At 72.5% G+C, this 21308-nt stretch carries 18 protein-coding genes; 8 read left to right on the forward strand and 10 right to left on the reverse strand.

Features of this window, described 5'->3' with window-relative positions; translation table 11 throughout:
* Positions 1-3 precede the first annotated feature (3 nt).
* Entirely contained in the window at positions 4-993 is a 990-nt protein-coding gene (locus CIB93_RS11010; protein WP_096626573.1) for a clavaminate synthase family protein, read from the reverse strand.
* On the reverse strand, positions 990-2882 hold the full coding sequence (locus CIB93_RS11015; RefSeq protein ID WP_096626574.1) for a WD40 repeat domain-containing protein: 1893 nt from the start codon (positions 2880-2882) through the stop codon (positions 990-992). The genes CIB93_RS11010 and CIB93_RS11015 overlap by 4 nt, the downstream gene beginning before the upstream one ends.
* Here CIB93_RS11015 and CIB93_RS38790 point away from each other — a divergent pair.
* On the forward strand, positions 2881-3015 hold the full coding sequence (locus CIB93_RS38790) for a hypothetical protein (RefSeq protein ID WP_257002139.1): 135 nt from the start codon (positions 2881-2883) through the stop codon (positions 3013-3015). The two genes, CIB93_RS11015 and CIB93_RS38790, sit on opposite strands and share 2 nt — an antisense overlap.
* Here the strand turns inward: CIB93_RS38790 and CIB93_RS11020 are convergent.
* Genes CIB93_RS11020 through ribA form a run of 5 tightly spaced genes read right to left on the reverse strand, consistent with a single transcriptional unit; the run spans position 3012 to position 8478 of the window.
* Positions 3012-4205 carry a hypothetical protein gene (locus CIB93_RS11020; protein WP_096626576.1) on the reverse strand — a complete coding sequence of 398 codons (1194 nt, stop codon included), beginning with the start codon at positions 4203-4205 and terminating at the stop codon, positions 3012-3014. The genes CIB93_RS38790 and CIB93_RS11020 overlap by 4 nt on opposite strands.
* Complete coding sequence (locus tag CIB93_RS11025; RefSeq protein ID WP_096626578.1) at positions 4202-5509, reverse strand: MFS transporter; 1308 nt, start codon at positions 5507-5509, stop codon at positions 4202-4204. The genes CIB93_RS11020 and CIB93_RS11025 overlap by 4 nt, the downstream gene beginning before the upstream one ends.
* A complete protein-coding gene (locus tag CIB93_RS11030; protein WP_096626580.1) occupies positions 5506-6711 on the reverse strand; it encodes a glycosyltransferase family 2 protein in 1206 nt (401 codons plus the stop codon). The genes CIB93_RS11025 and CIB93_RS11030 overlap by 4 nt, the downstream gene beginning before the upstream one ends.
* The gene (ribD, locus tag CIB93_RS11035) at positions 6708-7784 is read right to left on the reverse strand and encodes a bifunctional diaminohydroxyphosphoribosylaminopyrimidine deaminase/5-amino-6-(5-phosphoribosylamino)uracil reductase RibD (protein WP_096626582.1); all 1077 of its coding nucleotides are present in this window, start codon (positions 7782-7784) and stop codon (positions 6708-6710) included. Before ribD ends, CIB93_RS11030 begins: the two co-directional genes overlap by 4 nt.
* Positions 7785-7833: 49 nt before the next feature.
* The gene (ribA, locus tag CIB93_RS11040) at positions 7834-8478 is read right to left on the reverse strand and encodes a GTP cyclohydrolase II (protein WP_096626584.1); all 645 of its coding nucleotides are present in this window, start codon (positions 8476-8478) and stop codon (positions 7834-7836) included.
* Between the two features lie 316 nt (positions 8479-8794).
* Between ribA and CIB93_RS11045 the strand changes: the two genes are divergently transcribed.
* The 7 genes from CIB93_RS11045 to CIB93_RS11075 all read left to right on the forward strand — a co-directional run bounded on the left by CIB93_RS11045 (position 8795) and on the right by CIB93_RS11075 (position 17786).
* Positions 8795-9814 (forward strand): helix-turn-helix transcriptional regulator, encoded by a 1020-nt coding sequence (locus CIB93_RS11045; RefSeq protein ID WP_257002140.1) that lies wholly within the window; start codon positions 8795-8797, stop codon positions 9812-9814.
* A gap of 207 nt (positions 9815-10021) precedes the next feature.
* Positions 10022-11122 (forward strand): radical SAM protein, encoded by a 1101-nt coding sequence (locus CIB93_RS11050; protein ID WP_096626586.1) that lies wholly within the window; start codon positions 10022-10024, stop codon positions 11120-11122.
* Between the two features lie 88 nt (positions 11123-11210).
* Positions 11211-13295 carry a DegT/DnrJ/EryC1/StrS family aminotransferase gene (locus CIB93_RS11055; RefSeq protein ID WP_096626588.1) on the forward strand — a complete coding sequence of 695 codons (2085 nt, stop codon included), beginning with the start codon at positions 11211-11213 and terminating at the stop codon, positions 13293-13295.
* Positions 13292-14509, forward strand: a complete 1218-nt coding sequence (locus CIB93_RS11060) for a hypothetical protein (protein WP_096626590.1) — start codon at positions 13292-13294, stop codon at positions 14507-14509. Before CIB93_RS11055 ends, CIB93_RS11060 begins: the two co-directional genes overlap by 4 nt.
* Positions 14506-15642 carry a hypothetical protein gene (locus CIB93_RS11065; protein ID WP_096626592.1) on the forward strand — a complete coding sequence of 379 codons (1137 nt, stop codon included), beginning with the start codon at positions 14506-14508 and terminating at the stop codon, positions 15640-15642. Before CIB93_RS11060 ends, CIB93_RS11065 begins: the two co-directional genes overlap by 4 nt.
* A gap of 63 nt (positions 15643-15705) precedes the next feature.
* The gene (locus CIB93_RS11070; protein ID WP_096626594.1) at positions 15706-16575 is read left to right on the forward strand and encodes a phytanoyl-CoA dioxygenase family protein; all 870 of its coding nucleotides are present in this window, start codon (positions 15706-15708) and stop codon (positions 16573-16575) included.
* A gap of 29 nt (positions 16576-16604) precedes the next feature.
* Positions 16605-17786 (forward strand): glycosyltransferase family 2 protein, encoded by a 1182-nt coding sequence (locus tag CIB93_RS11075; RefSeq protein ID WP_096626596.1) that lies wholly within the window; start codon positions 16605-16607, stop codon positions 17784-17786.
* Here CIB93_RS11075 and CIB93_RS11080 read toward each other — a convergent pair.
* From CIB93_RS11080 to CIB93_RS11090, 3 genes are read right to left on the reverse strand one after another with little or no spacing between them, the layout of a single operon-like run.
* On the reverse strand, positions 17767-18732 hold the full coding sequence (locus CIB93_RS11080) for a Gfo/Idh/MocA family protein (protein WP_096626598.1): 966 nt from the start codon (positions 18730-18732) through the stop codon (positions 17767-17769). The genes CIB93_RS11075 and CIB93_RS11080 overlap by 20 nt on opposite strands.
* Positions 18729-19724 (reverse strand): zinc-binding dehydrogenase, encoded by a 996-nt coding sequence (locus tag CIB93_RS11085; protein WP_096626600.1) that lies wholly within the window; start codon positions 19722-19724, stop codon positions 18729-18731. Before CIB93_RS11085 ends, CIB93_RS11080 begins: the two co-directional genes overlap by 4 nt.
* Complete coding sequence (locus CIB93_RS11090; protein WP_096626602.1) at positions 19711-21102, reverse strand: MFS transporter; 1392 nt, start codon at positions 21100-21102, stop codon at positions 19711-19713. Before CIB93_RS11090 ends, CIB93_RS11085 begins: the two co-directional genes overlap by 14 nt.
* Positions 21103-21308: the final 206 nt, after the last annotated feature.

Raw genomic sequence — 21308 nt, forward strand, 5'->3', positions numbered from 1 at the left:
TGCTCAGTGGCTCAGTACGTAGCCGTCGCCGGGGCGATGGCTACGGGAGCGTCGCAGGTCGGCCACCGCGAAGGTGCGCAGCAGCCAGCGGTCGCCCCCGTCGTAGCGCGGCCGGAAGGCGGTCCTGCCGTGCGTGGTCACCCGGTTGTCCACGATCGCCAGGTCCCCCGGCGTCAGCCGGACCGTGTGGGAGGTGGCGTTGACGGCCGCCTCCAGTTCGACGAGCGCCTGGCGCGCTTCGAGCGTCAGAGCCGTCGTGGCGGAGAAGTCCACCCGCAGATCGGGGTCCTCCGGGTCGCCGTACAGCACCGGGCGCGGCGGAGTGGTCCCGTCCGCCGACCCGAAGGAGGGCGGCGGCTGGGTGCTGAACTCCGGACGGGCGAGGACTTCCCTGGTCCGCTCCGAGAGCGTGGGCAGCGCCTGGCGTATCGATCCGGTACGCAGGCCCGCCGTGCCGTCGTGGTCCGCCCGCAGGCACAGCAGCATCACGAAGTCCGGGCGGTGGACGTGGAAGGCGTTCTCGATGTGGAAGGAGAGCAGGGTGGAGCCCGCGTTGCCCTCGAAGTCCTCCCTGCCCGGCACCGGTACGACGTCCTGCACCAGCGCGCCGGACTTCTCCGGTGCGTAGGCGGCCGGGTCGCCCAGACCGCCGGCGGCGGTCATCAGGAGGGCGGCGGCGGGCACGGTCGCCTCCCGGCGGACCGAGCCGTCCACCGTCGGGGTGGGCGGCAGCAGGGCCTCGTCGACGGGCAGGCCCCGGAACAGCATCACCCCGCAATCGCCCGAGTCCCGGCGGAAGTCGCGTACGGCCGACCGGAAGCGGCCCGGCAGCTCCTCCCAGCCGCCACGGGCCGCGGCCGCCGTGTCGGGGTCGTCCAGCCGGCCGCCCCCGGCGCGGCACACCGTCTCCGCGGCCCGCCGGAATGCCGCCGTCTCGGCGTCGGACAGGGCGAAGGAGGGGGGCGAGGTCAGTTTCAGGCTGAGGGATTTCATCGGGAGTCCTCCGGGGTCTTCCAGTCCGTCGCCAGCTCTGCCTGGGCCGGCGCCCGGGTGGGGTCGGCGTCCGGCGTCCAGGCGACCACCCTGCTGTCCCAGGAGGCGGTGACCGCGTCGTCGCCGAGCCAGGTCACGGCGCTGACCGCGCTGCCGTGCCCCTCCAGCACATGGCTGTGGAGCGGGGCGAGGGTCTCCGGGTCGAGGACCCACAGCCGGCCGGTGTAGTCGTACGAGCCCGTGACGAGCAGCGGCTTCCCGCCCGGGTGCCAGGCCGCGCACTTGGCCGACTCGTCGTGGCCGACGAGCACCTGGAGCAGCTCCCCGGTGTCCAGGTCGTAGACGCGGCTGGTCCGGTCGCGGGAGACGGTGGCGAGCAGCGCCCGGCCCGCCACGCTGGTCACCGAGCCGCCGTTGATCAGCTCGCCGTGGCCGCCGAAGGAGCGGATCAGCTTGCCCTCGGCGGTGATCAGGTGGGCCTGGCGGTCGGTCGAGTAGGTGACCAGGCGGTCCGGGTCCACCCAGGACACGTCCTTGATGGACCCGTCGTGGCCCTCGTAGTGGATTCCCGGCACCAGCTCGCTGCCCGTCCAGGTGTAGAGGTCGAGCCCGCCCTCGTAGTCGGCGACGGCCAGCCGCTTGCCGTCCGGCGACCAGGCGGCCCGGTTCACGGGATGCGCGCGCTCGACGGCGGCCACATCGCGTCCGGTGACGGCGTCGGCGACGCCGACCCGGCCGGAGAACGAGCCGTAGGCGACGAGCCCCGGCAGCTGGTCGGACACGGCGACGGTGTTGATCAGGCTGCCGTTGCCCACCGGCACCTCGGTCGCGGTGGCCCCGCGGTGGCTCCAGACCCGGACCGTACCGTTGTCGCTGCCCGCCGCCAGCACCTCACCGGCGGCCGACACGTGGTTGACGCCGTGCGTGGACACCGGCGATTCGAGGGTGATCTCCCGGACCTCGCCGGGCAGGTCGTCCGCCGGGACCTCGGGTACGTCGATCACTGCGGGCAGCGCCGAGAACGTACCGGCGATGATGGTCCTGCCGTCCACGGACCAGTCAACCGAGCGGGGCCACAGGTGCGCCCCGTACCAGCGCACCAGCGGGCGGCAGTCGGCGATGTCCCAGAGGGTGATCGTGCTGTCGTAGGCGCCGATGACGATGCGGGAGCCGTCCTGGGACCAGGCGACCGACTTCACGGCGGCGGTGTACGGGCCGACCTTGGTGACCAGTTCGCCGTCGGTCCGCACGATGTGCACGAAGCCGTCGTCGCAGCTGGCGGCGAGCAGGGTGCCGTCGGGCGACCAACGGCACATCTCGGCGTGCCCGGCCTGCGGCAGGTCGCGCAGCAGGGCCCCGTTGGTGTCCCAGAGGCGGATGGTGGCGTCCTCGCCACAGCTGGCCAGGACGCCGGTGGGCGCGGCGTCGACCGACATGCAGTGGTCGGCGTGGAAGATCACGCCCTCTTCGAGTACGCCGGTACGGATGTCCCAGATGCGGCCCGTGCCGTCCTGCGAGACGGTGACCAGGCGGTTCTCGTCCAGCCAGGCCAGGGCGTTGAGGTCGTCGGGCTGCCGGGCGAGCAGCTGGATCTGGCGGCCGGTGGCCACGTCCCAGATGCGGCAGGTCTTGTCGGCCGAACCGCTGGCGAGGAGCCGGCCCGACGGCGAGAACCGCACGCCGTTGACCAGCCGTGAGTGATGCCCGACCCAGCGCGGGGCGGTGCCGGAGCGGTCCCACAGGGCCACCCGGCCGTCGTACCCGGCGCTGGCGTAGTGGACGCCGTCCGGGCTGAACGCCACGGAGGTCTGGGGGGAGGCGTGCACAGCGGTGGTGTCGCCGGTGCTGTCGCCGGTGGCCTGCGGGTGGAATACGTCGACTGTCCGCATGATCTTCGAACTCCTGACAGAGCGGATGGATGGGCTGAGGAAGGAAGAGGTGGAGAGGGAGAGCAGGTCTAGGGGCGAGCAGGTCAAAGGAGGGCGGGCCCAGGGAGAACAGGTCCGGGGTGAGCAGGTCTAGGGAGCGGTGCCGAGGGGCGCCGCGGCCGACGCCAGTTCCGCACCGGCGTTCAGGCCCTCCTCGGTCAGCCTGCGCAGCGGGTCCATGACCCGGCGCAGCAGCGGGAGCCCGACCACCTGTGCCAGACCGCCCAGCGGGATGGTCTCGACGGCACGCGCGCGGACAGCGGGGTCCGGCCTCCGGCTGTCGGCCGGGGCGGTGCCCGTGGCGGCCGTGAGGCGTTCCAGGGTGGCCCCGTACAGCACGGCCGCGGTCCAGGCAGCGGTGGCGTGGTGGATCTGGAGTCCGGCGCCCGCCAGGTCGCGGAAGAGCATCGCGGGGATCGGCTCCCACCGGGCCAGTTCCCTGATCCGGCCGGGGTCGATGCCCAGCGTCTGGACGCTCTCGTCCCAGTAGCTCTTGACGTAACGGCCGCCGGGTCCCGTGGGGGTGAGGCCGTAGACGTGCCCCTTGAAGAAGTGGGGGTAGAAGTCCAGCGCCCCCAGCGTGCCCGTCCCGGTCCGCCGGGCGCCCGGCGCGTCGTCCACGAAGCAGGGCGAGAGCCTGGGCCCCTGGTTGTCGTTGCCCACCAGGCTGTCGCCCCCCTTGTGTTCGACCAGGTTGGGCACGGCGATGACCAGGGCGGTGTCGCGCCCCCGCAGGAACGCGGCCAGGGCCTCGTCGTCCGGAGGCGTGTCGCCTTGCAGCAACTCCTTCGCGTAGTCGGTGAATTGCTCGGCCAGGGCGCGGGGAAGCGCCACCGCGAGCGAGGGCGCGTACTCGTCCGGGATCGCCCGGGCCCAGCCGGCTCCGCTGAGTGCGGCGAGCCGCACGGCCGAACCGTTCCAGTGGTTCCAGTTGCTGTAGAAGGCGATGGGGTCGTGGGGCCGGTTCCCGATGGCCTCGGCCACCAGGTCCAGGAAGCCCTCGGCGGGCAGGACGTCGTCCTGGAGGACGAGCCGGTGGCTGGCCGTGCCGTACGGTCCGGCCCAGGCGGCCGCCGCCGTACGCAGGGGGCTCGGCGGACCGTCCGGGTCCGGATCGAGGACGAGCAGCGGGTCGTCGGCGGGGAGCCGGTCCTCGGCGTGCGGGCCTTCGGCGTACGGCGGTCGGGCTCCGGCGTCCAGCTCGGCCAGCAGGGCTTCCGCCTGCTTCCGCCGCCGGGGGTGCGCCATGACCCTGATGCCGGGGTACCGGGACGTCTCTGTCATGTCACATCCTTCGTGGTTACGGGGGCGAGTCCGGCGTCCGGGCCGCTCCCGGGGGAGGCCGGCTCGCCGTGCGGTTCCGCCGCCTCCTCGTCCGTGTCGGCCGGGGCGATCCGGTACGCGGTGACCTGGACCCCGACCGCCGCCAGCAGGGCGATCCCGCCGAACGCGGCGCACACCCACAGGGCTCCGCGGTCGAGTACGAATCCGGCGAGCAAGGGGATGAAGAGGCCGGAGATTCCCCAGGAGAGCTGGAAGAGCGACATGTACCGGCCGCGGATCGCGGCGGGCGCACTGCTCGCCACCAGGGCGTTGGCCGCGGGCAGGCTGATCATCTCGCCGAGCGTGAAGATCAGCATCACGGGGACGAGCACCACGATCGCGGTGGTCGCCGGGAGTTTGGTCACCAGGTACAGCCCGGCGAAGACCACGGCGAAGATCAGTCCGGCCCGCACGATCAGCCGCTGCCGGGGGACGTGGGAGACCTTCGCCGTCACCGGCATCTGGGCGAGCATGATGGCGACGCTGTTGACGCCGAGGAAGAAGGCGGGCGCCCAGCCGGGCAGCTTCATGATCTCCACCGCATAGGCGGGCAGGATCGTCGCGGGCAGCGCCCAGGCGAAGGTCAGGAGCATGAAGGAGAAGCAGAAGCCGGTGAACGCGTGGTCCTGGAACGCGGCCCGCCAGCCGGGCTCCTTCCCCCCGCCGCCCGCCTCCTTGGCCGGACGGTTCGACGAGACGCGTACCCCGGCCAGGAGCACTGCCGCGACGAGCGAGGTGACCACGTTCAGGGCCAGGACCAGGTCGGCGGCGCCCCGGCCGAAGAGGATGGTCAGTCCGGAGCTGGCCAGGGCCCCGGTGGCGACGGTGAAGTTCTTGATGGTCCCGACCGCCGCGTAGGTGGCGTCGAGTTTGCGGCCCGATGCCAGGTCCACCACGATCACCGGCCAGCTCGCCCAGTACAGCCGGTCCCCCGCCATCACGAGGAACGTCGCCACCGCGATCAGCATCCACTCGGAGGCGAACGGGTAGAGGCCGTAGCCCACTGCCGTGACCAGGTTGCTGGCCACCAGCACGGACTTCGGGGAGAACCGGTCGACGAGCCAGCCCGCCAGCAGGGCCACCGGCAGGGAGGCGAGCGTTCCGGCGCTGACCGCCGAGCCGATGGCCGAGAAGGACAGCCCGGTGCCGAAGGAGAAGTAGAGGAAGGCCAGCGGGGCGAACAGGCCCCAGCCGAAGGTGTCGATGAAGACGGAGGAGAAGATACGGCCGCGCTGCGGGATGCGGGGCAGACCCAGATCGATCATGTCGGGCCCTTCCCCGGCGTCGGGCTCTCCCCCGTCGTCGTCACGTCCCTCCCGGTCGCCGGCGCGCCCTCCCCCGGCGTCGGGCTCTTCCCCGCCTCCGGCCGGACCGAGTGCCAGGTGTCACGGCCCGTCGCCAGCTCCCAGACCGCCCGCCAGGCCGAGGTCGACTCCAGGAGTTCGAAGGGCAGCAGGAACACCCACCCCGAACCGACCCGGAGGACCTCCCACACCGGGTCGCGGGAGACGCTGCGGATGCGCAGCGCCTCTCCGGCGAGCAGCGCGGCGGCGGGCAGGCGGAGCGAGCGGTAGCGCACGGCCCCGGCCATCACGGGCAGCACACTGAGCTGGCCGAGCAGGCTGAGGGTCATCAGCGTCACGGCGGTCCGTGGCCGGGCGGGCAGCGGCTCCCCGCCCAGGAACCGGAAGCCGATGTCGAGCTGGCCCCGGATCCACCGGGTGCGCTGGCGCAGCGCGGGCCCGACCACCGAGGTCCGGGTGCCGTACGAGAAGGAGACGATGCGCCCCATGCGTACGCCGGCGGCGGCGGCCCGCACCGCCCACTCGTACAGCTCCTCGACGCCGTCCTCGCAGAGCGGTCCGACCTCCTCCAGCGCCTTGCGGCGGAAGTAGATCGAGCTGCCGAGCAGCATGTGCATGCCGGTGCGGCGGTTGACGTACTCCATGGCGCCGAAGAACGCGGCCGACTGCGCGAGGGTGATCCGGTTGACCAGGTCGCCGCCCGCCTCGGGCAGTTCGATGGCGTCGACGACGTCGAGGTCGCGGGCGTCCAGCGCGGCGACGGCCTGGCGGAGCTGGCCCGGGTCCGGCACGGTGTCCGCGTCGTAGACGGCGACGAACGGGTCGTCGACCTCGCGGAGCACGTGGTTGAGGGCCTTCGCCTTCGGGGTCATCGAAGGAACGGCCACCACCCGCAGGTCACCGCCGAAGCCCGCCCGGGCAGACCCGGCGACCGCCTCGGCGGCCGCCACGTCCTCGGACCGGCGAGCGTCCACGAGCCAGCGCACGGACAGCTTCTCGTGCGGGTAGTCCAGGAACTGGAGCATCCCCGCGGAGCGCCGCAGGATCTCCGGGGTCTCCCGGTAGAAGGGGATGAGGAGGGTGACCGGGGGCAGCTCCGACGCGTCGGCCCTGGGCTGCTCCCGTGGTGCGAGACGGGCGTTGGGGAGGAGAAAACCAGTCACTGTGTTCCTCTGGTGGTCCAGGCGGCGGGCCGCAGTTCGACCCGCAGATCACTTCCGATCCGGTCCACGGCGGTGATGCGGAGCCGGTGCGCCTCACCGATCGATCCGACGCCCAGCTCGCCGACGGCGCTGACGCCCTCGGAGCCCAGCAGCAGTGGTGCGACGTAGGCGACGACGCGGTCGGTGAGCCCCGCGGTGACGAAGGCGGAGGCGAGCGCGGGGCCGCCCTCGACCAGCACGGAGCGCACGCCGCGGGTGCCGAGCGCTTCGAGCAGGCCGAGCGGGGGGAAGCGTCCGCGTGCGTCGGTCTTCAGACGCAGGACGTTCTCCTCGTCGACGCCCGTGAGTCCGGTGCCGGGCTCGGTCACCACGAGCGTGGGGATGTCTCCGTCCAGCAGCCGGGAGTCCGGCGGCAGTTCGCCCCGGGCGTCCAGCGCCACCCTCAGGGGCGGTTGTCCCACGACGCCGTGGCGCAGGTCGAGACGGGGGTTGTCGGCCCGCCAGGTGCCGGACCCGACGAGGATCGCGTCGTGCCGGGCGCGCAGTGCGTGCGCGTCGGCCCGGGACTCGGCGGAGCTGATCCAGCGGGAGGAGCCGTCGGCGGCGGCGCTGCGGCCGTCCAGGGTGGTGGCGAACTTCCAGGTGACGAAGGGCCGTCCGGTTCGTACGGCGGTGAGCCACATCTCCAGGACGGCTTCGGCCTCCTCCCTCAGGACCCCGCCGACGACGTCGATGCCGGCCTCCGCCAGGCGTCGGGCGCCACCGGCCGCGACCCGGTTCGGGTCGGGCACCGCGTACAGGACGCGCCGGACCCCGGCCTCGATCAGCGCGCGGGAGCAGGGGCCCGTACGGCCCTGGTGGTCGCAGGGTTCCAGGGTGACCACGGCGGTGGCGCCACGGGAGCGTCCCCGCGCCTGCCGCAGCGCGTCGGCCTCCGCGTGCGGCGTACCGGGGCCGCGGTGGACGCCCGTGGCGAGGGTGGTGCCGTCCGCGTCGAGGAGGACGCAGCCGACCGCCGGATTGACGCCGGTCGATCCCACCCTCTCCGCGGCGAGCTCCAATGCCCGGCGCATGGCGGCCTGTTCATACGGAGTCACGTCTTCTGCGGGGCCGACTTGCGCCTCAGACCTCAAGGGCATGACCGGCTCGTTCGCGCTTGGCCGTCAGGTAGGCGTGGTTGTTCTCGTTGACGAAGGTCCCGGTCGGGACGATGTCGGATATCCCGACGCCGTGCGCCCGCAACTGGGCGCCCTTCTCGGGGTTGTTGGAGAGGAGCCGGATCTCGGGGACATCCAGGGCCCGCAGCATTTCGGCCGCCACCCGGTAGTCCCGCATGTCGTGGCCGAAGTTGAGGACCGCGTTCGCTTCGAAGGTGTCGAGGCCCTGGTCCTGAAGGAGGTAGGCGTCGAACTTGTTGTAGAGGCCGATACCGCGCCCCTCCTGCCGCAGGTACAGGATGATGCCGCCCTCGTGCGAGCAGATCGCGAGGGCCTCGTGGAGCTGCGGGCCGCAGTCGCAGCGCTGCGAGCCGAAAACGTCGCCGGTAAGGCATTCGGAATGCACCCTGACCAGCGGATCGCTCCTCCTGTCCCAGCCGGGGAGGAGGACGGCGATGTGCTCGCGGTTGTCGTGCAGCCCATGAAAACTGACCATGGTGCTCGGCCGGCGTCCCAGGCCGGGAACATTGATCGGGACCTCGACCCGCGCCCTCACCCGTACGGTGTCGGCGGGCGCGACGATGACGCCTTCATTTCCTTCTGTGCGCATTCCTGACCACCCTGCAGCTGGATTTACGAGTGACGAACATCGAGCGGACCGAGGAGGGTCATCCCCACTGCGAGTCATTCGTCCCGACGGACGAGGCGGTGACCACGGACTGCGGCTCGGAAGAAATCGCGGTGAACGATCCGAGAGCCACGGAAGCGGCAACGGCAAACGCGCCGATAACCTTAAGAAAATTCGCGTTCCTGAACATGCGGCTACCCCCTGTGCTTACCCGCCGTCAACGCCGGGTCGAGTTGTCGTGTTGCCTGCCGAGAATCTTGCTTCTCGTTTCAACCTTGCGACAGGGGAAATTTGTGGCATGATCATGCATCGCGAGAACCTGAAGGATGTACAGATGTGCACGAAAACGGACAAACTGAATAATGTCCAGGCGTCTGAGATCTGCGAGAGGGGGCTGGAGTTCTACGCGCGATTTTTGAAAGGTCACTCAATAAATCAGGAATGCCCCGAGTGCCTGACGCGCCTGGGACTTCTGCGGCGCACCGAGGACGGCCGACTGTTCGCCATTCCGCCGGGGCTGGCCGCCGGCAGCCTGGTGCGGCCGATGGAAGCGGCCATCGACCGGCAGCAGCACGCGCTCGACGCCGTACGCACATCGATCCAGCGTGCCGAGCAGGTCTACCGCGACACCTACCGCGAGGACGGGGTCCAGGCCGCCCGCGTGATCAGCGGCGCGGACATCATCAGCACCACGCTCGCCTCGGCCGTGGAGTCCTGCCAGGAGGAACTGCTCACCGCCCAGCCCGGTGGCGGCAGACCGCAGGAACTGCTGGCGAAAGCGCTCGACACCGATCTTCCGGCGCTCGCCCGCGGGGTGCGGCAGCGCACGATCTATCAGCACACCGTGCGCACCCACAGCCCCACTCTCTTTTACGTGGAGCAAATATCGGCCGCAGGGGCGGAAGTACGGACACTGGACGAGGTGTTCGACCGGATCATCGTGTGCGACCAGCGAATTGCCTTCGTGCCCGACCCGGGAGAACAGCGGAGCCAGACCGCCCTGGCCATAGAGCATCCGGGACTGATCCGCTATCTCGTCGGCATGTTCGAGCACGCCTGGGAACGCGCCACCCCGCTCCAGTACTCCCCCGGCGCGCACCGACCGCCGCTGCTCGCCGACGAAACACGCAGGTCCGTCCTTCAGCTCATGGTCAACGGCTATACCGACGAGGCCATCGCCGGGCGGCTCGGCATGAGCGTCCGCACCGTGGCCACCCATGTGCGCAAGGCGTCGGAGATCTTCAACAGCCGCAGCCGCGCCCAGCTCGCCTATCTCATCGCCAAAGCCGGAGTTCTCGACGAGGGTATCGATCCATGAAATCCCCGTCGTAGCCTGACTGTTGACACCCCTGAGAAGCTGCTCCTAGGGTCGGGAGCAGGTCATCGAATAGGCGGCTGAACAGCCATATTTGGGGGTTCCGTGAATAGCTTTGGTGATTCTCAGGACAGCGCTGCGAAAGTTACGGAAGATCCGGTTCCGCTGCTCCCCGTCAGCCTCGATCAGGCCCATTCCCCCCAGAAGGTCATGGCCCACGGCGACCTGCTGAGGCGGTTCGTGGCGGGCGACGAGTTCAAACCGATCCATATGCGGATCGGGATCATGGGCGCCTGCAACATGCGGTGCAACTTCTGCAACTTCCACTCCCCCAACGAGGAGCAGTTCTACGACCTGTTCTCGTTCAAGGACTCCATCAAGACCGACAAGGCCGTCACCCTGATGCGGGAGTTCGCGGCCAACGACGGCCGCGCCGTGACCTTCTGCGGCAGCGGCGAGTGCACCATCCACCCCGGGTACGCGCAGATCAGCCGGGCCGCGAACGAGGCCGGGCTGCGCATCGGACTGATCACCAACGGCTCCCGGCTCGGCCGCCCGGCCATCGCCGAGGCCGTCGCGGACACCCACACCTGGGTGCGCATCGGGCTGAACGCCGGGACCGAGGCCACGTTCAACGAGATCACCCGGGACCGCGAGCAGACCTTCGCGTCCTTCATCGGTGCCGTGGGCCGACTGCGCGAGACCGCGGTGGCGCCGGACTTCCGCATCGGCTTCAACTTCGTCATCACGCAGGCGAACCACCGGGAGATCCTCGACGCCGCCCGCATCGGCCTGGCGTCCGGGGCCCACTACGTCCGCTTCGAGCCGGAGTTCTACAGCGCCCTCGGCCACGAGACCATCGAGGCGGTCATGCCGGAGATCACCGAGGCCCTCCGGGAGGCCGCGGAGCTGTCCACCGACGACTACGAGGTCTCCGTACCCAAGCTCGACCGGGGTCCGATGGACCAGGTCGATGATGTCGAGGGCGACTTCGAGCGGTGCCACTACAGCCGGTTCGTGACGGCGGTCGGCGCCGACGGTAACCTCTACCCGTGCCCGCAGGTCCACCTCAACAGCCGCTATCTGATCGGCAACGTGCTGGACCAGGGTTACGCGGAAGTGCTGGAGGGCGGCCCGCGCGCCGAGTGGGAGGCCGCCAACCCCCGCCGCACGGACCTGTGCAAGTCGTGCTTCTACCGGCCGCAGAACGAGCTGCTGGAGCATCTGCACCGCGGTCAGATCCAGCTGGACCGGGCGCTGGACTCCTACGCCGTGGAAGTCCCCAGCACCCTGCACGCCGACTTCATCTGACCCGACGTCACAGGGCCGGGCCGACCGCCCAGCCCCTGGTGTCCAGGGCCTTCCGCTCCCCTCTCACGAAACCGGTCCCACCATCACCATGCAGATCAGCTCCCTGCGCCGGCTGCTCGACACCGGGCCCACCGGTCACCCCGCCCCGCTCCGCTCCCGGGTCGAGCGCCTGGCCCGGGTCGAGGACGCCCACCGCGACGTCCGCGTCACCGCCTCCACCGTCACCGTGTCGAACGGACTGCGGCGCGAGCGGATGACCCTCGGCTCCCCGGCACGCGGCGAGTTCCCCGCCGTCCTGCTCTCCCCCGAGGACGAGGCCACCGCCCCTCGCCCGGGCATCCTCGTCCTCGGCGGGAAGAACGCCCGGCTGGACCACCTCACCGGCGAGACACCCCCCGACCACCCCGACCGCAACGTGGCCGAACGGCTGGCCCGGGCCGGGTTCACCACCCTGACCTTCGCGTACGGCATCGGCGGCGGGCTCGACCCTGAGCGGCTCGCGGGCCGCGACGAAGGGGCCCTGCTCGCCCACGCCTTCGCGCTCACCGGCCGCTCCCTGCTCGGCGCCCTCGTCGGCGACGCGCTCGGAGCCCTCGACGTACTGCGCAGCCACCCGCTGGCCGACGCGGACCGCACCGGGCTGTTCGGCCACAGCCTGGGCGCGGCCGTCGCCCTGCACACCGCGCTGCTGAGCGACCGGCCCCTCCCCGTCTGCGCGGCGAGTCACCTCGGCACCTATCCGGCACTGTACGGGCGGCTGTTCACCGGATTCGAGGGGGCGGCCCTGCCCGGCATCCTCGAACACGCCGACCTTCCCGACCTCTATACGGCCCTGGCCCCCGCGCCCCTCCAGCTCCAGTACGGCACAGCGGACCCCTATCTGGAGACGGCCGACACCCGCGCCGCCGCCGAAACGGTCCGCCTGGGCTACGAGACGGCGGGCGCCCCGAAGCCCGACATCCTCGAACTCCCCATGGGACACAACACGCACGCGGGCCACGCGGCGGAGTTCTTCGCCCGGGAACTGGCCGACGCCCCGGCGCACCCGGCCCCCGTGCCCGCCCAGCGCATCCGCTTCGACGTCACCGACCGGCGCACCGTGCTGGAGCGCGTCGACGGGGCACTGGCCTCCGGCGTCCTCACCCAGGGCCCGCTGGTCGCCCGCTTCGAGGAGCTGAGCCGTACGTGGACCGGCACCCCGGGCGTCGCCGTCGCCTCCGGCTCGGCCGCCCTGGAGATCGCCCTGCGGACCATCGGCGTGGCGGGCCGCACGGTCCTCGTCCCCGTCAACACGTTCTTCGCGACGGCGGCCGCGGCCGTGCGCGCCGGGGCCCGCGCCCGCTTCGTCGACATGGAACCCGACGGACTCGGCATGGACCCGGACGCCCTGCGCACCGCACTGGAGCGGTATCCGGACACGGCGGCCGTGGTGCCCGTCCACATCGGCGGGATCGTCTCCCCGGCCGTCGACGGGGTCCTCGCCACGTGCGCGGAGCGCGGCATCCCCGTGCTGGAGGACGCGGCGCACGCCTTCGGCAGCACTCTGGGCGACCGCCCGGCGGGCAGCCTCGGCCGGTTCGGCGCGTTCTCGTTCTTCCCCACCAAGGTCGCCATCAGCGGTGAGGGCGGGCTGCTCACCTCCGCCGCGCCGGAGGACCGGGAGGACGTACGGCGCTGGCGCGACCACGGCAAGAGCGCCCAGGGCTCCACCCTGCACGACAGGCCGGGCAGCAACTGGCGGCTCAGCGAACTGCACGCCGCCGTCGGCACCGTGGATCTGGAGCGCTTCGCCGGGACCCTGGCCCGGCGGCGGTCGCTCGCCGCCCACTACGACACCCTGCTCGACGGCGTCAGCTCCCTGCGGGCGCACGCGGTGCCCGCGGACTCCCGGAGCAACTACTACAAGTACCTGGTGTACCCGGACAGTTCCGTGGACCGCGACGCGCTGAAGCAGCGGCTGCGGGAACGGCACGGCGTCCAGCTCGCGGGCGAGGTCTACGACCGTCTCCTGTGCGACCACCCGCATTTCCGCGACGACGCAACGGACCCGGAGGAGACCTTCGCGCGCGGCCGGTGGTTCGCCCGCCACCACATCGCGCTGCCGCTGTACCCCTCTCTCACCCACGCCGAACAGATACGGGTGGTCTCGGCGCTCCGCAGCGAGCTGCCGTGACCCGCCTCCTCCACGCCTTCCGCCGCGGCCACTGGCATCCGTCCCTCGACACCGCGCCGCTCCCCGGGCCCACGGGGACGCACCTCGCCCTCGTCCCGGAGATCGTGGCCGCCGCCGACCGCCGCCGCTGGGACACCGTCGCCCCCGGCCTGCCGCCCGCACCGACGGGCCGACGCCGACTGCTGCTGCGCGCACTGGATCTGTTCGAGCACGGGACCCTCGACATCGGGGGGCTCGGGCCGCAGAGCGGCGAGGACTTCAGGGACGCCCTGTGGGAGACGGCCGGGATACCCGGCCCGCTGGCCGAGCGCTGGTGCGGGATGCTCCGTTCGACCCTGACGGCACGCCCCGAACCGTCGCCGGACACCGCCCTGGCCCTCGTCTCGCTGCCCGGCAACACCTTCACCTGCCTGGAAGCGGTCCTCGAACAGCTCGAACGCTCGGCGGCCGTATGGGTGCGCCCCAGCCGACGCGAACCGCTCTCCGCCGCCCGGCTGTTCGCCGCCCTGCTGGCGGTGGGCTGGCCGCCGGAGCGGATCTCCCTCTACCCGACGGAGCAGGGCGCGCTGTGCGGCCTGATCCGGCTCACCGACCGGCACGTGGTCTTCGGCGGCTCCTCGCTCGCCGCTTCCGTCCGCGCCTCGGCCGGTCTCACCCTGCACGGCCCCGGCCGGGGCTGTGCGCTGGTGCCCGAGGACCTGGGGACCGAAGCGGCGGTCGACTGGCTGCTGCCGCTGATCGCCGCCGACTCCGGGCGGTTCTGCAGCAACGTGCGTACGGTCGTCACCGCGGGCCCGCCCGAACCGCTGGCCCGCGCCCTGGCGGCCCGACTCGACGCGATGTGCCCGGAACTTCCGGGCGAGGCATGGCCGTTGACCGCGTTCCGGGAGCCGGGGGCGGCCGCCCGGGCGGCCCGCTCCGTGCCGGACCTGATGCGGCCGGGCGACCGGCTGCTCACCCGCAGGCCGCCGGTCGTGGAGACCGCGGAGGGCGATACGTACGTCACCGCGCATCTGGTGCTGGTCGACGGAGGACCGCACGAGCCGCACGGCCGGCACGGCCCGCCCGATCACCCGCTGCTCGGCCACGAGGTCCCGTTCCCGTTCGCCGCCGTCGTCCGGGCCACCGGACCGGCCGCCGAGGCGATCGCCGCCCGGTCGCTGTTCGTGTACCGCCCGCTGCCCGCAGCGGCAGCCCGGAGGGGAACCCCATGACGACCGTCCCGAACACCCTGACCGGGCCCGCCGCGGCCTACCCGGCGATGCGCGAACGCGTCCCGGAACTCACCGTGGACCTCGACGCCTGGACGCGCCGCATGATGCGGTGGCACTTCTCGCCGGAGACGGGCTCCCCGTTCTGGGTCTCCCGCCGCGACTGCCTCGGCTTCGACCCCGAGAAGGACGTCGACGGCTTCGCGGCCCTGGAGCTCTTCGGCCTCTTCGACAAGGCCTCACTCCGCGCCGCCCGCGCCCGGGACCTCAGGCCGCGCGGCTACCGCGACCGCCCCTTCCGGATCTTCGAGACCGGCGGCACGACCGGCACCCCCTGCCGGATCGTCAACGTCACCCGGCTCGGGTACGACGTGGAGATCTACCGGCTCATGCTGGAGGCCCGCGGCCTCGTCGGCGGCGACGTCCTCGCGATGACCCCGATGGGACCGCACGCCTACGGGCACTTCGTGGAGGGTCTCGCGGACTCCTGGAACGGGGCGGTGCACGCCATCGACTTCGACCCGCGCTGGGTGAAGGCCGCACTGCGGTCGGGCGGCGAGGCGGACACGTACACCGACCACCTGGTCGCCCAGACGCTGCCGCTGCTCACCGCCGAGCGGCCCGCACTCCTCTTCACCACCCCCCGGCTGCTCGTCGAACTGGCCATGCGGCTGCCGGAGCCTCTGCACACGTACGGGGTCCGCGCCGTCTGCACCGGCGGAACGTCCTGCACCCCGGCCGAGGCGCAGTTCCTGCGCGAGGAGCACCTCGTGGGCGTGCAGTGGATCGACACCTACGGCAACACGCTCGTCGGCCACGCCCTCCAGGCCGACGCGGTGCCGGGCGGTCCCCTCCTGCCGCCCGGCAGCACGCACTCGTACCATCTGCCGCCGCCCTTCGCGGTGCTGACCGTCGTCGACCCGGGCGACCCGTGGCGGGAACTGCCCGTCGGGGAGCGCGGCCGGGTGCGGGTCACCACGCTCCTGGAGGACCTGTTCATCCCCAACCTGCTGGAGCGGGACAGCGCCGTCCGGACGGGGCCGCACCCCTGGTTCCCCTGGGACGGGGTGGCGGCGGTGCGCCCGTTCGAGCGGGACGAGGGCGGCGAGGAGGAAGCCGTGGAGGGCGTGTACTGACCGGCCCCCTCCCCGCCGCCACGGTTTGGACCCCGCCCGCTCGCCCGTGCCGAAGGACACCCCATGCCGGAATCGACGCTGTACTCCAACGGCGTACCCATCCGCTTCTCGCCGGACCTGTTCGGGCCCCTGCGGTCCGGTGCGGGCCTGCCCGACGACCCGGCCGTGCTGCGCGAGCGCCTGCGCACCGACGGGTATCTGTACCTGCCGGGCGTACTGGACCGGGACAAGGTGCTGCGCCTGCGCGGCGCCTACTTCTCGCTCTTCCCGGACGGCTACCTGGCCGAGGGGACCGACGCGAAGGACGGGCTGTTCTCCGGCAGCGTGCCGGAGAGCCTCCCGGCGTACGGTGTCGCCGGGCATCCCGCCCACGCCTTCGTCCGGTCGGCCGCCTTCCAGGAGTTCGTGGCCGACCCGCTGCTCGCCGACCTCGCAAGCAAGCTGCTCGGCCAGGACGCCTGGATGCTGCCCCGGCAGATCCTGCGCCACTTCCACCGGGGCTCCCAGCTCGCCTCCCGGGCCCATGTGGACCTCGACTACATGAACGCCCTCTCCCCCGCGCCCCGGGTGCTCACCCTGTGGATACCCGTGGGCGACTGCCCGCCGAGCACCGGCTCTCTGGTCTACCTGGAGGGCTCCCACACCCTTGCGCCCGAGGAGTACGAGCCCCTGCGCGAGAAGGGGGACCGCCCCGGCGACCGGCGGCCGATCTCCCACGACCTGGAGCTGACCGCCCGGCATCTGGGGCGGCGGTGGCTGTGGGCCGACTTCGCCGCCGGGGACCTCATGGTGCACGTCCCGCAGATCGTCCACGCGTCCCTGGACACCACCACCGACGCCATGCGTCTGTCCGCCGACGTCAGATTCGTCCGCTCGGACGACACACCCGACCCGCGGTGGCTCGCCCCGTGGTCGGCCGACGACGGAGCATGAACCCGACCCCAGCCGATCGGAGCACCCCCGTGTCCCACGCACCCGAGCCGACCGTTCCCCGGCTCGCCGCCCGCCTCACCGCCTACGCGGTGCTCGCCCACGACCCCGCCGTGCCGGGCATCGCCGCCGACTACTGGGCCAAGAGCGAGGAGCACTACCGCACGGTGGACGCCGCGCTCGCCGCCCTCGTGGCCGCGTCCCCGGCCTCCGCGCGCGCCTACCGGGACGTCGTCACCGACCCCACGCACACCGCGCCCCAGCACGCCCTGCGCGAGTCCCTCGTCGGACTGCTGGAGGAACACCCCCTACAGCGGAACGAGTTGGCCGACGCCGTGACCGAGGCCGACCGGCACATCTGGATCGACTACCACCTCGGCGCGAAGTACACCTCCCAGGAGCCCCCCGCGGCCCCGGAGCCGCCAGCGCCCCGGCCGCGCTCCGAGCCCGCGACCGTGCACGTGGTGATCCCCTTCCGGGACCGCTCCGGCGGGCTGCGGACCCGTAATCTGCTGGCCTGCCTGAAGGCCCTGGCCGACCAGGAGGGCGGGCCCGGACACCGGGTCACGGTGGTGGAGACCGACAGCGAGCCGCGCAGCCGCGAGGTGCTGGAAGGCGTCGTCGACCGCTACGTCTTCGCCCGCAAGGACGGTCTGTTCAACAAGGCGTGGGCGGTCAACGTCGGAGTCGTCGAGGCGACCGGCGACGCCTCCTACGTCTGTGTCCTGGACGCGGACATCCTCGTCGACCGCCACTTCGTCGCCCGCAACACCGCCCGGCTGCGCGAGGGCGGCCACGGCACCCATCTGCCGTTCCGCTGGTCGCTCTCGCTCGACGGCCCGTCCACCCTGCACGCCATCGGGCTGCGCAACGGCCGGGGGGCCGCCGATGTGCCCGACACCGTGCTGCGCGGTCTGCTGCTGCGGGAGCCGCCGGGCGGCTGTGTGTGGCTGCGCGCGGACGTCTTCCACGCGGTGGGGGGATTCGACGAGCGGTTCGAGGGGTGGGGCGGCGAGGACGACGACGTGGTCGCCCGGCTGGCCGCGGCCGCGCCCCTGACCCGCTACGACGACCCCCTGCTGCACCTGGACCACCCCCGGCCCGCGATGACCCGGGATGACGGGCTGCCCTTCAACGCCCATATCGAGCCCGTGAGCTGGACGCGGGAGCGCGGCTACGGGGACCGGGAGAAGTTCACGGCGGCCACGGCCTGACCGGCGCCCCGCCCAGGGCGTCGGACCGCTCCGCCGCCACCAGGACGTCATCGACCTGTACGGCCTCGGCCACCGGGCACACCGGTGGCCGCCCGGCCGCCACCGCCGCGACGAAGTCGGCGACGAGCGGCAGATGGGGGTTGGCGTCCGGCGGGCACCGGACGCGCCGGACGCCACCGGGCTCCCGGACCAGCAACTCCCCCGAATCCAGCGGGTCCAGGGTCAGGGAACGCCCGCCTCCGTGGAGGGAGAGCAGGTCCTCCGGCGGCCCGTCCCCCCACTCCGCCGAGCAGTGCGCCCGCAGCCCGGTATCCCACTCCAGCTCCACGGTGGCGGCGCGCTCGGCGCCTCCGGGGAAGCGCCGGCCCAGCCGGGCCCGTATCTCGGCGGGCCTCCCGAACAGCATCAGCAGCAGGTCCAGGCGATGACTGCCCGCGTCGGCGAGCACCCCGCCGCCCGCCACGGCCCGCTCGGTGCGCCAGCGCATCGGATGGCCGGGCCCCGGCTCGAACGCGGACCGGAACCGCACCTCCACCCGCTCCGGCGACCAGCCGCGCAACGCGCGGCGCAACTCTCCGACGACGGGGGCCAGTCGGCGGTAGTACGCGACGCCCGCGCACGCCCGGCCCGTGGCGAGCGCGGAGCCGCCGGGCCGCAGGGAACCGGCCAGCGGCTTCTCCACGAGCACCGGCAGCCCCGCGTCCAACGCCAGGGCAGCCAGCGGCACATGGCGGTCCACGGGCGTGGCGACGTACACCGCGTCCAGGCCCGCCAGCAGGCCCCGGGGGTCGCTGCCGGACGCGGCGACCCCCCACCGCCGGGCGGCCGCGGCCGCGCGCCCGGCGTCCCGCCCCCACAGGAACACCGGCTCCTGGCCCGCCGCGCGCAGCGCGGGCAGCACCCGCCGGGACACGACATCACCGTGCCCGGCGATGCCCCACCTCACGGAACGACCGCTACCTTCAGCGTGCGGTGCGGCGGACCGTCGTACGGGGCCTGCTCGCCGTCCGGGTAGAGCGCGCGGCTGGCAGACAGCTGCTCCATCGCCTTGGGCAGGTCCTCCAGCGGGTAGGTGTGCGTCAGGAGCTCCGGGAGGTACAGCTCCCTGGACCGTACGAGCCGTTCGGCGGTGGCGAGGGCTTCCGCCCGTGCGGTGTCGAGGGGCTCGGCGGAGCTGTGGACCCGCAGCCCCTTGCGCTCCCAGGTGACCAGGTCGAGGGTGACGTGGGTGTCCACGTGGTGGGTGCCGAGCATCACCACGAGCCCGTTCTGCCGTACGAGGTCGACGCAGGCGTTGAGCGTCGTCGGCGTGCCCACCGCGTCGATCGCCACGTCGACACCGTCCGCGACCTCCCGCAGCGCGGCGGCGCTGCCGTCGACCCGGCGGGTGGTGTCAGCGCCGAGGAGGGCCGACCGGTCCAGGCGCCAGTCGTCCAGGTCGACGGCGGTGATGCGGGAGGCCCCGCGCAGCGCCGCCATCCGCAGCGCCATCAGGCCGACCGGGCCCTGGCCGATGACCGCGACCCGGTCCCCGAGCCGCACCCCCCGGGTGGCGTGGACGGCCAGGGGCAGCAGTTGCAGGATCGCGCCCTGCTCGAAGGGCACCTCGTCCGGGAGGAGCCCCACGGCTATCTCGCGGGCCAGCGCGAAGTCGGCGTACCCGGTGGTCAGCGGGGTGCGGACGAAGACGCGCCGCCCCGGTGCCACGCGGGTGACGCCGGGGCCGACCGCCTCGACGACCCCGGCGACCTCATGGCCGAAACAGCCCTGGGCACAGTGCTCGCGCTCCCCGTAGTAGTGGTAGTACGCCAGGTCACTGCGGTTGCAGACCGTGCAGGCCCGCACCCGTACCAGGACCTCCAGCGGCCCCGGCACCGGCACCGGGGCATCGGTGACCAGGCGGATGTCGCGCCTGCCGACGAGCTCATACCGTCGCATGGTTCTTCTTCTCCTCCGTGTGCGGCACCGCGATTCTGCGGGCGATCGGAACGGCCGCGGCGGCGACCGCGAGGGCGGTGCCGAAGACCGCCGCGAAGGCTGTCGCGTCCTGGCCCGCGCTCACGTGCGCCGCGTTGAACAGCGCCCCGCACAGGCCCACGAGCAGCACGCTGGACAGACTGTCGGACAACTGGAGCGAGGCCGAGTTCCGGCCCTGCTCGTCGACGGGAGAGTGTTCGAGCGTGAGGACGCCGACGCCGGGCAGCAGGAGCCCCATGCCGAACCCGGCGACCAGGAGCCCGACGGCGACGGTCACCGCGGGCATCGCCCGCAGCGCCCCGCTCAGGGTCACGGCCGCGCCCGCCGCGTGGATCAGCGCGCCGGCCAGGACGACCCGCTCGCGCGGCCAGGGCAGCCGGGGGTGCCCCTGGAGCCAGGAGGCGGCGAACCAGGTGAGGGCCGCCCCGGTGAGCGACATCCCGGCGGCACCCGGCGACCACTGGCGTTCGTTGACCAGCATCAGCGGGATGTAGGTCTCGACGGTGAAGTACACCCCGGCCGAGACGCCGCGCAGCAGCACCAGCGACGGGATGCCGCGCCCCGCCCGCAGCGTGCGCGCGGGCAGCAGCGGGCGCAGCCACACCACCAGCAGGACCAGCCCGGCGGCCACCGCGACCAGACGGTGCAGGCCCGACTGGGACCCGGCGTACTGCAACAGCCCCGCCCCCAGGGCGACGGCCAGTGCGGGCATCGCGCGCAGCCCGCCCGGCTTCTCGCCGTCCTCGTCCCCGGCGGGCCGCAGCCGCCCCAGCGGACCGGCCAGCAGCGCCAGGGAGAGCAGCCCCAGGACCGCGATGCCGTGGAACACCCAGTGCCAGGAGAGGCGTTGGGCGACCGCCCCGGCGATCGGCGGGCCCACCATGGAGGGAACGATCCAGCACGCGGTGATCAGCGAGAACATCCGGGGCCGCAGCGCCGACGGATAGGCGCGCCCCACGACCACGTACAGCGCGACGGTGACCGCACCGCCGCCGAGACCCTGCACGTACCGCCCCAGCAGAAAGGGAACGATCGATTCCGCGAGGCCGGAGACCAGCGCACCGCCGGAGAAGAGGGCCAGCCCGGCGCAGAGCGCGGGAGCGGGACCCCGGCGGTCGGACCAGCCGCCCGCGAGCACGGTCCCCACGATGCCGGTGGTGAGGAATCCGCCGAACGCCAGTGAATACAGGCCGAGTCCGTCCAGATCCTGCACAGCGATCGGCATCACCGTGCTCAGCGCCAGACCGGCGAACGCGACCAGGACGAAGGTGCTGCTCACCGCGAGCGTGCGGGCCCGGTAGGGGCGGGAGAACACCCCGGGCGGGGCCGGTGCGGTCATGACGTTTCCGTGGCGGCTTGCATGATCGTCCCCCGTCGCCTGAAGTGGAGCACCGGGAGGCTTGCACAGGCCCCCGATGGCGTCAACCCGTATCGATCAACAGCGCAAAAGGACATGACGACCCATCAGGCAGTGTGGACGGGAAGGGGAAACCCGCGGGTCAGCCGCCGCTTCGGCGAACGGTTGCCTTGACACTGAAGATTGGT

Source organism: Streptomyces sp. WZ.A104 (assembly GCF_002382885.1).
In the GTDB taxonomy this organism is placed as follows: domain Bacteria; phylum Actinomycetota; class Actinomycetes; order Streptomycetales; family Streptomycetaceae; genus Streptomyces.